This is a genomic window from Escherichia sp. E2748 (genome assembly GCF_005781125.1).
In the GTDB taxonomy this organism is placed as follows: Bacteria; Pseudomonadota; Gammaproteobacteria; order Enterobacterales; family Enterobacteriaceae; genus Escherichia.
Map to the genome: position 1 here is coordinate 84,665 of NZ_VATP01000009.1, position 13,886 is coordinate 98,550.

Consider the following 13,886-nt stretch of genomic DNA (forward strand, 5'->3'; position numbering starts at 1 on the left):
TTATAAAGAGGAAGAGAAGAGTGAATAAATCTCAATTGATTGACAAGATTGCTGCAGGGGCTGATATCTCTAAAGCTGCGGCTGGCCGTGCGTTAGATGCTATTATTGCTTCCGTAACTGAATCCCTGAAAGAAGGGGATGATGTAGCACTGGTAGGTTTTGGTACTTTTGCCGTTAAAGAGCGTGCTGCCCGTACTGGTCGCAACCCGCAGACCGGTAAAGAGATCACCATCGCTGCAGCTAAAGTACCGAGCTTCCGTGCAGGTAAAGCACTGAAAGACGCGGTAAACTAAGTGTTGTCCCCATTGGGGATGTGACGAAGTTCAAGGGCGCATCTACTGATGTGCCTTTTTTATTTGTATTCCGTGACTTTCTGCGCATTGTGGGCTGACAATTGCCCCCGTTTCTTGTCACAATAGGCCTTTGCGCGCAGCGATAAGTTGCGTGAGGTATACAGTCATCTACAGCGGAGTGTTGTTACACCATGATGGACAGCTTACGCACGGCTGCAAACAGTCTCGTGCTCAAGATTATTTTCGGTATCATTATCGTGTCGTTCATATTGACCGGCGTGAGTGGTTACCTGATTGGCGGAGGCAATAACTACGCCGCAAAAGTGAATGACCAGGAAATCAGCCGTGGGCAGTTCGAGAACGCCTTCAACAGCGAGCGTAATCGCATGCAGCAACAGCTGGGCGATCAATACTCCGAGCTGGCGGCGAACGAAGGCTATATGAAAACCCTGCGTCAACAGGTGCTGAATCGTCTTATCGACGAGGCTCTGCTGGATCAGTACGCTCGCGAACTGAAACTGGGTATCAGCGATGAGCAGGTCAAGCAGGCCATTTTCGCGACCCCGGCTTTCCAGGTTGACGGCAAGTTCGATAACAGCCGCTACAACGATATCCTCAACCGAATGGGAATGAGTGCCGATCAGTACGCGCAGGCGCTGCGTAACCAGCTCACCACCCAACAGCTGATTAATGGCGTTGCTGGCACCGACTTTATGCTGAAAGGTGAAACTGACGAACTGGCCGCGCTGGTCGCTCAACAACGTGTAGTGCGTGAAGCGACTATCGACGTTAATGCGCTGGCGGCTAAGCAAGCTGTGACCGAACCAGAAATCGCCAGCTACTACGAGCAAAACAAAAACAATTTCATGACTCCGGAACAGTTCCGCGTGAGCTACATCAAGCTGGATGCCGCTACGATGCAGCAACCGGTTAGCGATGCGGATATCCAGAGCTACTACGATCAGCATCAGGATCAATTCACCCAGCCGCAGCGCACGCGCTACAGCATCATCCAGACCAAAACTGAAGATGAAGCGAAAGCCGTACTTGATGCGCTGAACAAAGGCGGTGATTTTGCCGCGTTAGCAAAAGAAAAATCTGCTGATATTATCTCTGCCCGTAACGGCGGTGATATGGGTTGGTTAGAAGACTCCACCACCCCAGACGAACTGAAAAATGCCGGTCTGAAAGAAAAAGGCCAGCTTTCTGGTGTGATCAAATCCTCGGTAGGTTTCCTGATCGTCCGTCTGGATGACATTCAGCCAGCAAAAGTGAAGTCGTTAGACGAAGTGCGTGACGAAATCGCAGCGAAAGTGAAACACGAAAAAGCGCTGGATGCATACTACGCGTTGCAACAGAAAATAAGCGATGCAGCAAGCAACGACACTGAATCTCTGGCAGGTGCAGAGCAGGCAGCGGGCGTTAAAGCTACTCAGACTGGCTGGTTCAGCAAAGATAAGCTGCCGGAAGAGTTAAACTTCAAACCGGTGGCGGACGCTATCTTTAACGGCGGTCTGATTGGTGAAAACGGCGCACCGGGCATCAACTCTGACATCATCACCGTAGACGGCGATCGTGCATTCGTTCTGCGTATCAGTGAGCATAAACCGGAAGCGGTTAAACCGCTGGCAGATGTTCAGGAACAGGTTAAAGCGATGGTTCAGCACAACAAAGCTGAACAGCAAGCGAAAGTGGATGCTGAAAAACTGCTGGTTGATCTGAAAGCGGGCAAAGGTGCGGAAGCTATGCAAGCTGCCAGTGTGAAATTTGGTGAGCCGAAAACCTTAAGCCGTTCTGGCCGTGACCCGATTAGCCAGGCGGCATTTGCTCTGCCTCTGCCAGCGAAAGACAAACCGAGCTACGGTATGGCGACCGATATGCAGGGCAATGTCGTTCTGCTGGCGCTGGACGAAGTGAAACAAGGTTCAATGCCGGAAGAGCAGAAAAAAGCGATGGTGCAGGGTATTACCCAAAACAACGCACAAATCGTCTTTGAAGCTCTGATGAGTAACCTGCGTAAAGAGGCGAAAATCAAAATTGGCGATGCGCTGGAACAGCAATAATCCTGAAGCCGCCTCGCAAAAAAATGCTTTGCAGCTGTAACAAGAAAAGGTCGCTTTCGCGGCCTTTTCCATTTCTGAACATTGCCATTTGTTTACTGTTTTCACTGCCGTTAAGGTGATTCCACTGTTAACAAACAAGGAGAAAACAGTATGAAACACGGAATCAAAGCACTGCTCATTACCCTGTCCCTGGCCTGTGCCGGAATGTCTCATAGCGCGCTGGCGGCAGTTCCTGCAGCGAAACCGGCGGCGGTCGAAACCAAAGCGGAAGCCACTGCAGTACAAAGCAAAGCGGCAGTACCGGCGAAAGCCAGTGATGAGGAAGGCACCAGAGTCAGCATTAATAATGCCAGCGCGGAAGAGCTAGCCCGCGCGATGAATGGCGTTGGCCTGAAGAAAGCGCAGGCGATTGTCAGTTATCGCGAAGAGTATGGCCCGTTTAAAACGGTGGAGGATCTAAAGCAGGTGCCGGGGATGGGCAATTCGCTGGTGGAACGTAATCTGGCGGTATTAACCCTGTAATTAATTTGCATAGTGGCAATTTTTTGCCAGACTGAAGAGGTCATACCAGTTATGGCCTCTGTACTTATAACAGCAACGTAAGGTTATTGCGCTATGCAAACACAAATCAAAGTTCGTGGATATCATCTCGACGTCTACCAGCACGTAAACAACGCCCGCTACCTTGAGTTTCTCGAAGAAGCCCGCTGGGATGGACTGGAAAACAGCGACAGTTTTCAATGGATGACCGCCCATAACATCGCTTTCGTGGTGGTGAATATCAATATCAACTATCGCCGCCCGGCGGTATTAAGCGACCTGTTAACCATTACGAGCCAGTTACAGCAATTAAACGGTAAAAGCGGCATCTTAAGCCAGGTTATTACTCTGGAGCCGGAAGGGCAGGTGGTGGCGGATGCGCTTATCACGTTTGTTTGTATTGATCTTAAAACGCAGAAGGCTTTAGCTCTGGAAGGGGAGCTGCGCGAAAAGTTGGAGCAGATGGTTAAGTAAACGTTTTGTTGTGCCGGATGCTCATGCCGCATCCGGCAACATCCCGAATAATTACTTCAACCCGGTCTTTTGCTTCATCGCCGCCATCACCGCTGGTTTATCGGACAGATAATGATTCAACCCATTACTGCGCAGATTACACGCCGCACATTGACCGCAACCGTCGCCTTTAATGCCGTTATAGCAGGTCAGTGTTTCGTTACGCACTAAATCCAGCTTGCCGTAATAATCCGCCAGCGCCCAGGTTTCCGCTTTATCAATCCACATCAGCGGCGTTTCAAAACGAATCTCTTTCGCCATGCCCAAACTGACGGCATGGTTTAGTGCTTTCACAAACTCATCGCGGCAATCCGGGTAGCCGGAGAAATCTGTTTCGCAGACGCCGGTGATCACCGCTTCGGCTTTCACCTGATATGCGTAAATCGCCGCGAGCGTCAGGAACAAAATATTACGCCCTGGAACAAACGTATTCGGGATGCCATCGGCTTCAGGTTCATAATCTGGCACTGGAATGCTGTCACGCGTCAGACTGCTGACTGCCAGCTCGTTAAGCAGGGTGACATCCAGCACCTTATGCGCGCGTGCGCCCAGTTTCAGCGCCAGCTCGCGCGCGACGTCGATCTCTGCGCGATGGCGCTGACCGTAATCAAACGTCACGCAATGGACTTCATCATATTGTTGCAATGCCTGCACCAGACAGGTTGTAGAGTCCTGGCCCCCACTGAATACAACGACAGCACGTTTCATAAATCATCCTGCTAAATCGATAAAACGTTATGGTAACGCCTGCGGTTAACCCGGGCCAGCTCTTCATTGCGACGGTGCGGGTAGCCAGGCCTCGGTAAATTCAAACCAGCCGCGCGGTGTCAGTCGCACACTGTTCACGCCTGGCGGCGCACTAATGCGATAGTGATAGTTGAACAGTGGTGTCAGCGTTGCGTCAGCCATTAACTGGCTAAACACCATTTTCAGGGCATTAAATCGGTTTTCTTCATCAGGCATTATTTGCACGGCATCCAGTGTCGATTGCAGATGTGCGTATGTACTGGCAGTAAAAACATGTGGCCACAGCGGATCGCAGCGCAGCCACTGTTCAAGGGTATATTCCGGCGCTTCGCCAATTAATCTGTCGCCCATCATGAGGTCTGCTTGCTCCAGTGGCGTGGCTCCATCCCAGTTTTTCGCGTTATGAAAAATAATCTTTAGCTCGCAACCTTCTGCTGCCAGCGTCGTTCGTAGCTGTTCTGCCATGGCATGAAGTTCCACCGGCAGGTGATAAACCAGCATCAAAGTTTCCGGTAGTTTGACCTCATCCGGTACTTGCCATTGCGGAATAGTCCAGCCTGGCAGCAATGCATGACTGGCGGTGATCAGGTTTTCTCCGACTTCTAACGTTTGTAGTAAACCGGATTGATGAATAATGGTGATCACTTTTCGTGCCTGCCAGAGAGTCAGTCGGGGGCTTTTGCGCAACGTTAAATAGCAAAAACCTAAACTGATGCCGCTACTGACCTGACTGACCCGTGGCAATTCCTCTGGTTTGCCGATGGTGATTTGGACGGGATGCCGACAACTCGTACCCAAATCTTTTTCAAAAAGCGGCGGGGTTATCCAGTACTCAACCGCTTTTAGTAGCGGATGACGTAAATGGTAATAATCATGGCTTTCGAGTCGCACCAGTTCCGGTGTGAATTGTGTTAAGCGGAAAGGTCCGGTTCCTACCAGTGGTAATTGCGGATGCGCCAGATGGCAGCAATAGCTCGCCAGTCGGTGTGCCAGCCAGTAATCGGGGCGATTTAAAAAGAAGGTCAGACACTGCGGGTGGGTGACTTCAATACGCTGCACGCTAATAAATAACTGCCTCAGGGCAGGTAACTGTAGCAGCATCAGCAAGCGTTGATGTAGCTGTGTTGCTTTTACTGCATCACCGTTATGCCAGTGTAGGGTTGAGCGAAGATAAAAATCCCAGCGTAACCCGTCAGCAGACCTTTCCCAGTGATGCGCTAAATCGCCAATTGGGCGTTGGGAGTTATTGTCGAAACGGCTCAGGCCGGAAAAAATTTGCCCGGCGAGATGCTGTTCGGCACGTCCGGCTAAAAAACCCGGTTGCAGTGGTTCGAGCGGGCGATAATAAGGAATACGCAATGTCGGGGTATCGTTTTGCCATTGCCCGCCCATAAACGGTTGTAACATGGTACGCAGTTCGCCAGGCGCCAGCTGCGCGAGTTCCAGCACATCCTGTTGTTTTCCACTTTCCAGCGCCTGTTCCATCATCGTATTGCGCAAGGATTCCGGCGTCACCAGAAAGCGCAGTTGCCCGCGTTTTCCGCGCCCGGATTGTGCCTGCCACTCCAGCCATCCCGCATCCTGCGCCTGACGTAACAATGTGCGTACATGGCGTTCGCTGCAAAAGCAACGTTCCGCCAGTTCGCTGACGGTAACGGATTGTGGTGCTCCGGCGGAAGGTTGCCACAAACGTTGATACTGGTTAAGACGATTAAGCAGTCGCATATAAACCCGGAACAATATTTTTTATCTATTCACTATTACTTCCGTATATATCAAGTGATACTCAATCACCATTAACCGTGTCACAGAGTGGAGAAAGAAATGGCTCGTCTGGCAGCATTTGATATGGACGGCACTTTATTGATGCCTGACCATCATTTAGGTGAGAAAACGCTCTCTACTCTGGCGCGCCTGCGTGAACGCGATATTACCCTTACATTTGCTACGGGTCGTCATGCGTTGGAGATGCAGCATATTCTCGGGGCGCTATCGCTGGATGCGTATTTAATTACCGGCAACGGCACGCGTGTGCACTCTCTGGAAGGCGAACTTTTACATCGTGATGATTTACCTGCGGATGTGGCGGAGCTGGTGTTGTATCAGCAATGGGATACCCGAGCCAGCATGCATATCTTCAATGACGATGGTTGGTTTACCGGGAAAGAGATCCCTGCGCTGTTGCAGGCATTTGTCTATAGCGGTTTTCGTTATCAGATAATCGATGTCAAAAAAATGCCACTCGATCGAGTCACCAAGATCTGTTTCTGTGGCGATCACGACGATCTTGCACGCTTGCAGATCCAACTACACGAAGCTTTAGGTGAGCATGCACATTTGTGTTTTTCCGCGACTGATTGCCTGGAAGTGCTGCCGGTGGGCTGCAATAAAGGCGCTGCGTTGACGGTGCTGACCCAACATTTAGGTTTTTCGCTGCGTGACTGTATGGCCTTTGGTGACGCGATGAATGATCGCGAAATGCTAGGCAGCGTCGGTAAGGGCTTCATTATGGGTAATGCGATGCCGCAATTGCGTGCGGAACTCCCTCATTTACCGGTGATTGGACACTGCCGTAATCAGGCTGTCTCTCACTTTTTGACGCACTGGCTGGATAATCCACATCTACCTTATTCCCCCGAATAACGAGATTCCTTCCAGCACCGGGCAACTGCCCGGTTTTTTTTGCCCCGAATTTGTCATTTTGTGCATTCTCTGTGAAATCGCACGGAATAAATTGTCGCTATTTGGCCTTTAAAATAGAATCAAAAGAGAAAATAATTCTCTGTGGATTGGCTATGTTAGATAAAATTGACCGTAAGCTGCTGGCCTTATTACAGCAGGATTGCACCCTTTCTTTGCAGGCACTGGCAGAAGCCGTTAATCTGACAACCACGCCTTGCTGGAAGCGTCTGAAACGGTTGGAAGATGACGGTATTCTTATCGGCAAAGTCGCGTTGCTGGATCCGGAAAAAATTGGCCTGGGTCTGACTGCTTTTGTGCTGATTAAAACGCAACATCACAGCAGTGAATGGTATTGTCGCTTTGTTACGGTCGTCACGGAAATGCCGGAAGTTCTCGGTTTCTGGCGCATGGCCGGTGAATACGATTATCTGATGCGGGTCCAGGTTGCTGATATGAAGCGCTACGATGAGTTTTATAAGCGTCTGGTTAACAGTGTGCCGGGGCTTTCGGACGTCACTTCCAGCTTCGCGATGGAACAGATTAAGTACACTACCTCGTTACCTATCGAATAATTATCCAGGATCAGGTCAGGACATAACGCGTGCGATTATTTGCTCAACTAAGCTGGTATTTCCGCCGGGAATGGCGCCGCTATCTCGGGGCTGTTGCCTTGCTTGTCATTATTGCGATTCTGCAACTGATCCCGCCAAAAGTCGTTGGTATTGTTGTCGATGGCGTGACAGAAAAACACTTTACTACCGGGCAGATCCTGATGTGGATCGCCACCATGGTGTTGATTGCAGTGGTGGTTTATCTCCTGCGTTACGTCTGGCGCGTACTGCTGTTCGGCGCGTCTTATCAACTGGCTGTTGAACTGCGTGAAGACTATTACCGCCAGCTAAGCCGCCAGCATCCAGAGTTTTATCTGCGTCATCGTACGGGTGACCTTATGGCCCGTGCGACAAATGACGTCGATCGTGTGGTATTTGCCGCCGGTGAAGGGGTGCTAACGCTGGTGGATTCGCTGGTGATGGGTTGCGCAGTGCTGATAATGATGTCAACGCAGATTAGCTGGCAGTTAACTTTAATAGCGCTGTTGCCGATGCCAGTGATGGCAATCATGATTAAACGCAACGGCGATGCCTTGCATGAACGCTTTAAGCTGGCACAAGCCGCCTTTTCCAGCCTTAACGATCGTACCCAGGAGAGTCTGACCAGTATTCGCATGATTAAATCCTTTGGTCTGGAGGATCGCCAGTCTGCGCTGTTCGCCGCAGATGCCGAAGATACCGGTAAGAAAAACATGCGAGTAGCGCGCATTGATGCTCGTTTCGATCCGACCATTTATATCGCGATTGGCATGGCAAATTTACTGGCGATTGGCGGTGGTAGTTGGATGGTCGTGCAGGGCAGCTTAACGTTGGGCCAGCTCACCAGTTTTATGATGTACCTTGGTTTGATGATTTGGCCGATGCTGGCGCTGGCGTGGATGTTTAACATTGTGGAGCGTGGCAGCGCGGCGTATAGCCGAATTCGTAGCATGCTGGCCGAAGCGCCAGTCGTTATTGATGGTAAAGATAAGGTGCCAGAAGGTCGTGGTGAACTGGATGTGAATATTCGTCAGTTTACGTATCCTCAAACTCATCACCCTGCGCTCGAGAATGTCAGTTTTGCGCTGAAACCGGGTCAGATGCTGGGAATTTGCGGGCCGACCGGCTCCGGCAAAAGTACTGTGCTGTCATTAATTCAACGTCATTTTGATGTCACCGAGGGTGATATCCGTTTTCATGATATTCCTTTGACGCAGTTGCAACTCGACAGCTGGCGTAGCCGCCTGGCGGTAGTTAGCCAGACACCGTTCCTTTTTTCTGACACGGTTGCTAATAACATCGCGCTGGGTTGCCCAAATGCCACCCAGCAAGAGATTGAACACGTAGCGCGGTTAGCCAGCGTGCATGACGATATTTTGCGTCTGCCGCAAGGTTACGACACAGAAGTGGGCGAACGCGGCGTGATGCTTTCCGGTGGGCAAAAACAGCGAATCTCCATTGCCAGGGCATTGCTGGTGAATGCGGAAATCCTCATTCTTGACGATGCTCTATCGGCGGTAGATGGTCGCACGGAATACCAGATTCTCCATAACCTGCGCCAGTGGGGGCAGGGGAGAACGGTGATTATCAGCGCCCATCGCCTTTCTGCCCTGACCGAAGCGAGTGAAATTATTGTGATGCAGCATGGGCATATTGCCCAGCGCGGCGATCATGATGTGCTGGCGCAACAAAGCGGCTGGTATCGCGATATGTATCGCTATCAACAACTGGAAGCGGCGCTCAACGATGCTCCGGAAAATCACGAGGAGGCCGTTGATGCGTAGTTTTAGCCAACTCTGGCCGACTCTGAAGCGCCTGTTAGCTTACGGTTCACCATGGCGTAAACCGCTGGGTATCGCAGTGTTGATGATGTGGGTGGCAGCGGCGGCAGAAGTGAGCTGCCCGCTGCTCGTCAGTTACTTTATCGACAATATGGTGGCGAAAAATAATCTGCCGCTGAAAATGGTTGTCGGGCTGGCGGCGGCATATGTCGTACTGCAACTGTTTGCCGCCGGGCTACATTACGCGCAGTCGCTGTTGTTTAACCGGGCGGCAGTAGGCGTTGTACAACAGTTACGTACCGATGTGATGGATGCTGCACTGCGCCAACCGTTGAGTGAGTTTGATACTCAGCCGGTCGGGCAGGTGATTTCCCGCGTTACCAATGATACTGAAGTTATCCGCGATCTCTACGTTACCGTGGTCGCAACTGTTTTGCGTAGTGCCGCCCTGGTAGGGGCGATGCTGGTAGCGATGTTCAGTCTCGACTGGCGAATGGCGCTGGTAGCGATAATGATATTCCCGGTTGTGTTGGTGGTGATGGTGATATACCAGCGTTACAGTACGCCGATTGTCCGCCGTGTACGCGCCTATCTGGCTGATATCAACGACGGCTTTAACGAAGTGATTAACGGCATGAGCGTCATCCAGCAGTTCCGCCAGCAGGCGCGATTTGGCGAACGTATGGGCGAAGCCAGCCGTTCACACTATATGGCGCGAATGCAAACGCTACGGCTGGACGGCTTTTTACTGCGTCCCCTGCTGAGTCTGTTTTCATCGCTCATTCTTTGTGGCTTGTTGATGCTGTTTGGCTTCTCCGCCAGCGGCACCATTGAAGTGGGTGTGCTGTATGCGTTTATCAGCTATTTGGGGCGACTTAACGAACCCTTAATCGAACTGACCACGCAGCAGGCGATGCTGCAACAGGCTGTTGTTGCTGGCGAGCGTGTGTTTGAACTGATGGACGGACCGCGCCAGCAATATGGCAATGATGATCGCCCGTTACAGAGCGGCACCATTGATGTCGATAACGTGTCGTTTGCTTATCGCGATGACAATCTGGTGCTGAAAAATATTAATCTTGCCGTTCCTTCGCGCAGCTTTGTGGCGTTGGTGGGGCATACCGGTAGCGGCAAAAGTACCCTGGCAAGTTTGCTGATGGGCTATTACCCACTAACAGAAGGTGAGATTCGCCTTGATGGACGTCCGTTAAGTTCGCTCAGTCATAGCGCGCTGCGTCAGGGCGTGGCGATGGTGCAGCAAGATCCGGTAGTGCTGGCGGATACCTTCCTCGCCAACGTGACGCTGGGACGTGATATCTCCGAAGAGCGCGTCTGGCAGGCGCTGGAAACCGTGCAACTGGCGGAACTCGCGCGCAGCATGAGTGATGGTATTTATACGCCGCTGGGCGAGCAGGGGAATAATCTCTCGGTCGGGCAAAAGCAACTGCTGGCACTGGCACGCGTGCTGGTGGAGACGCCGCAAATCCTGATCCTTGATGAGGCAACCGCCAGCATTGACTCCGGTACTGAACAGGCGATTCAGCACGCTCTGGCGGCGGTGCGTGAACACACTACGCTGGTGGTGATTGCTCACCGCTTATCGACCATTGTTGATGCTGATACCATTCTGGTGCTTCATCGTGGTCAGGCTGTGGAACAGGGCACTCACCAGCAACTGCTGGCCGCCCAGGGGCGCTACTGGCAGATGTATCAACTGCAACTTGCGGGCGAAGAGCTGGCAGCCAGCGTGCGTGAAGATGAATCCCTGAGCGCCTGATTAGCGCAAAATTTCATCGGTGGTGCAAAAATGTAACGCACTGTGCACTGTCATAGTGCGTTTTTATTTTCAATCTTCTTAACTTCCTGCTCTCTTTCTCGTTTTTCATTTCTGGCACACCGCTTGCAATACCTTCTTCGTGTAGCAGAACCATTACCGAATTCTGACCGGAGAGGATCTATGAAGCTGGTGACCGTGATAATCAAACCATTCAAGCTGGAAGACGTTCGTGAAGCGTTATCTTCCATTGGTATTCAGGGCCTGACCGTCACCGAAGTGAAAGGTTTCGGGCGTCAGAAGGGCCATGCTGAGCTGTACAGGGGCGCGGAATACAGCGTCAATTTCCTGCCAAAAGTAAAAATTGATGTGGCGATTGCTGATGATCAACTCGATGAAGTGATCGATATCGTCAGTAAGGCGGCTTACACCGGAAAAATTGGCGATGGCAAAATCTTCGTCGCTGAATTGCAACGCGTCATTCGTATTCGCACCGGCGAAGCCGACGAAGCGGCGCTGTAATCTCTGGCACACAGCAACAGGAACGAAACATGAAGATAGCGACGATAAAAACTGGGCTTGCTTCACTGGCGATGCTGCCGGGACTGGTAATGGCTGCACCTGCGGTAGCCGATAAAGCCGACAATGCGTTTATGATGATTTGTACTGCGCTGGTACTGTTTATGACTGTTCCGGGGATTGCCCTGTTTTACGGCGGGTTGATTCGCGGCAAAAACGTGCTGTCGATGCTAACGCAGGTGACCGTGACGTTTGCACTGGTCTGTATTCTCTGGGTGGTTTACGGTTACTCGCTGGCGTTTGGTGAGGGCAACAACTTCTTCGGCAACATTAACTGGTTGATGCTGAAAAATATTGAACTGACCGCAGTCATGGGCAGCATTTATCAGTACATCCACGTGGCGTTTCAGGGATCGTTTGCCTGCATTACCGTAGGCTTGATAGTCGGGGCGCTGGCGGAACGGATCCGCTTCTCAGCAGTGCTGATTTTCGTGGTGGTGTGGCTGACGCTCTCCTACATTCCAATTGCACATATGGTGTGGGGCGGCGGCTTGCTGGCTTCTCATGGTGCGCTGGATTTCGCGGGTGGCACGGTGGTGCACATTAACGCCGCAATCGCCGGTCTGGTGGGCGCGTATCTGATAGGTAAACGCGTGGGCTTTGGCAAAGAGGCGTTTAAACCGCACAACCTGCCGATGGTCTTCACCGGGACTGCCATTCTCTATATCGGTTGGTTTGGATTTAACGCCGGGTCAGCGGGTACGGCGAATGAAATCGCGGCACTGGCATTTGTGAATACTGTGGTGGCAACGGCGGCGGCAATTCTTGGCTGGATCTTCGGTGAATGGGCGCTGCGTGGTAAGCCTTCACTGCTGGGGGCGTGTTCTGGCGCGATTGCCGGTCTGGTCGGCGTGACGCCAGCCTGTGGCTACATTGGGGTTGGCGGTGCGTTGATTATCGGCGTGGTAGCTGGTCTGGCGGGCTTGTGGGGCGTTACCATGCTCAAACGCCTGTTGCGGGTCGATGATCCTTGCGATGTCTTCGGTGTGCACGGCGTTTGTGGCATTGTCGGCTGTATCATGACCGGGATTTTTGCCGCCAGCTCGCTGGGCGGCGTGGGCTTCGCTGAAGGTGTGACGATGGGGCATCAGTTGCTGGTACAGCTGGAAAGCGTCGCCATTACGATCGTCTGGTCCGGTGTGGTGGCATTTATCGGCTACAAACTGGCGGATCTGACGGTTGGCCTGCGTGTACCGGAAGAACAGGAGCGAGAAGGGCTGGACGTCAACAGCCACGGCGAAAATGCCTATAACGCGTAACAAGCAATCAAATGCAATTTAGCCTGATGCGCTGCGCTTATCAGGCCTACATTAAAAATCACAATTTGTTGAATTTACAATAATTGGTGGGCCGGATAAGGCGTTTACCCCGCATCCGGCATCAACAAAAGCATGTTACCAACTATCTGGCAGCCGGACGGTTTTCACCTCCGGCTGTTTTTTTAATTGTGATTACGCATTACCCCTTCCTGAACGGTCGAGGCAACCAGCACGCCGTCCTGGGTATAAAACTCACCGCGCACAAAGCCGCGTGCGCTGGACGCTGACGTGCTCTCCACGCTATACAGCAGCCATTCGTTTAAATTAAATGGTCGATGGAACCACATGGAATGGTCAATGGTGGCTATCTGAATCCCCGGTTCGAGAAAACCGATGCCGTGCGGCTGTAGAGCTACCGGCAGGAAGTTAAGATCAGAAGCGTACCCCAGCAGATACTGATGAACGCGCAGATCATCCGGTACGCTACCATTTGCGCGGATCCACACCTGACGATGCGGCGCGGCGACGTGACCTTTCAGTGGGTTATGAAATTCCACCGGACGCACTTCCAGCGGACGATCGCAGATGAATTTATCTTTCAGCACTGGCGGCAGCAGGTGCGCCAGCGACTGGGCGATCTGTGTTTCCGAAGGCAAACCATCAGGCGCTGGGGCCGGAGGCATCTCTTTTTGGTGTTCGAATCCAACTTCTGGCGCCTGGAAAGACGCTGTCATATAAAAAATGGGTTTGCCGTTCTGAATCGCTGCCACACGGCGAGCACTGAAACTGTTGCCGTCGCGCAGTGTTTCGACATCATAAATAATCGGCTTCTTGCTATCACCAGGGCGAAGAAAGTAGCTGTGGAATGAATGCACCAGACGCTCTTCGGGTACTGTCTCCTTTGCGGCATACAGGGCCTGACCCACGACCTGGCCGCCAAACACCTGGCGTAAACCTAAATCTTCACTCTGGCCGCGAAAGAGTCCTTCCTCAATTTTTTCCAGATTCAACAATGTCAGTAAATTTTTTAAGGCCTGACTCATATTAACTCTCCAGTAACAAAGC

The 13,886-nt window shown here is 51.8% G+C and carries 13 protein-coding genes; 10 read left to right on the forward strand and 3 right to left on the reverse strand.

Going from position 1 to position 13,886, the window contains the following annotated elements; genetic code table 11:
- The first annotated feature begins 2 nt into the window (after window positions 1-2).
- The 4 genes from hupB (at window position 3) to fadM (ending at window position 3,370) form a co-directional block, all read left to right on the forward strand.
- On the forward strand, window positions 3-293 hold the full coding sequence (hupB, locus tag FEK42_RS10565) for a nucleoid-associated protein HU-beta (protein WP_254892905.1): 291 nt from the start codon (window positions 3-5) through the stop codon (window positions 291-293).
- Between the two features lie 191 nt (window positions 294-484).
- Window positions 485-2,356, forward strand: a complete 1,872-nt coding sequence (gene ppiD / locus FEK42_RS10570) for a peptidylprolyl isomerase (RefSeq protein ID WP_135492529.1) — start codon at window positions 485-487, stop codon at window positions 2,354-2,356.
- A gap of 150 nt (window positions 2,357-2,506) precedes the next feature.
- On the forward strand, window positions 2,507-2,878 hold the full coding sequence (locus FEK42_RS10575) for a helix-hairpin-helix domain-containing protein (protein ID WP_135409613.1): 372 nt from the start codon (window positions 2,507-2,509) through the stop codon (window positions 2,876-2,878).
- Window positions 2,879-2,971: 93 nt separating this feature from the next.
- Window positions 2,972-3,370 (forward strand): long-chain acyl-CoA thioesterase FadM, encoded by a 399-nt coding sequence (gene fadM, locus FEK42_RS10580; RefSeq protein ID WP_001194534.1) that lies wholly within the window; start codon window positions 2,972-2,974, stop codon window positions 3,368-3,370.
- A gap of 51 nt (window positions 3,371-3,421) precedes the next feature.
- Here fadM and queC read toward each other — a convergent pair whose 3' ends face one another.
- Both queC and FEK42_RS10590 read right to left on the reverse strand, forming a co-directional pair.
- On the reverse strand, window positions 3,422-4,117 hold the full coding sequence (gene queC / locus FEK42_RS10585) for a 7-cyano-7-deazaguanine synthase QueC (RefSeq protein ID WP_135406151.1): 696 nt from the start codon (window positions 4,115-4,117) through the stop codon (window positions 3,422-3,424).
- 63 nt (window positions 4,118-4,180) lie between these two features.
- Window positions 4,181-5,881: an SgrR family transcriptional regulator gene (locus FEK42_RS10590; protein ID WP_135492531.1), complete on the reverse strand. Its 1,701-nt coding sequence runs from the start codon at window positions 5,879-5,881 to the stop codon at window positions 4,181-4,183.
- 99 nt (window positions 5,882-5,980) lie between these two features.
- Here FEK42_RS10590 and cof point away from each other — a divergent pair, with 99 nt between their 5' ends.
- From cof to amtB, 6 genes are all read left to right on the forward strand, one after another.
- On the forward strand, window positions 5,981-6,799 hold the full coding sequence (cof, locus tag FEK42_RS10595) for an HMP-PP phosphatase (RefSeq protein WP_135406152.1): 819 nt from the start codon (window positions 5,981-5,983) through the stop codon (window positions 6,797-6,799).
- Between the two features lie 152 nt (window positions 6,800-6,951).
- Window positions 6,952-7,410: a DNA-binding transcriptional regulator DecR gene (gene decR / locus FEK42_RS10600; protein ID WP_000884589.1), complete on the forward strand. Its 459-nt coding sequence runs from the start codon at window positions 6,952-6,954 to the stop codon at window positions 7,408-7,410.
- Between the two features lie 29 nt (window positions 7,411-7,439).
- Window positions 7,440-9,212 carry a SmdA family multidrug ABC transporter permease/ATP-binding protein gene (locus FEK42_RS10605; protein WP_130206276.1) on the forward strand — a complete coding sequence of 591 codons (1,773 nt, stop codon included), beginning with the start codon at window positions 7,440-7,442 and terminating at the stop codon, window positions 9,210-9,212.
- On the forward strand, window positions 9,205-10,986 hold the full coding sequence (locus FEK42_RS10610; RefSeq protein ID WP_135492533.1) for a SmdB family multidrug efflux ABC transporter permease/ATP-binding protein: 1,782 nt from the start codon (window positions 9,205-9,207) through the stop codon (window positions 10,984-10,986). The genes FEK42_RS10605 and FEK42_RS10610 overlap by 8 nt, the downstream gene beginning before the upstream one ends.
- A 180-nt stretch (window positions 10,987-11,166) precedes the next feature.
- On the forward strand, window positions 11,167-11,505 hold the full coding sequence (gene glnK / locus FEK42_RS10615) for a P-II family nitrogen regulator (RefSeq protein WP_000780338.1): 339 nt from the start codon (window positions 11,167-11,169) through the stop codon (window positions 11,503-11,505).
- 29 nt (window positions 11,506-11,534) lie between these two features.
- Window positions 11,535-12,821: an ammonium transporter AmtB gene (amtB, locus tag FEK42_RS10620; RefSeq protein ID WP_130206280.1), complete on the forward strand. Its 1,287-nt coding sequence runs from the start codon at window positions 11,535-11,537 to the stop codon at window positions 12,819-12,821.
- A 182-nt stretch (window positions 12,822-13,003) separates the two neighbouring features.
- Here amtB and tesB read toward each other — a convergent pair whose 3' ends face one another.
- A complete protein-coding gene (gene tesB / locus FEK42_RS10625) occupies window positions 13,004-13,864 on the reverse strand; it encodes an acyl-CoA thioesterase II (protein WP_130223207.1) in 861 nt (286 codons plus the stop codon).
- Window positions 13,865-13,886: the final 22 nt, after the last annotated feature.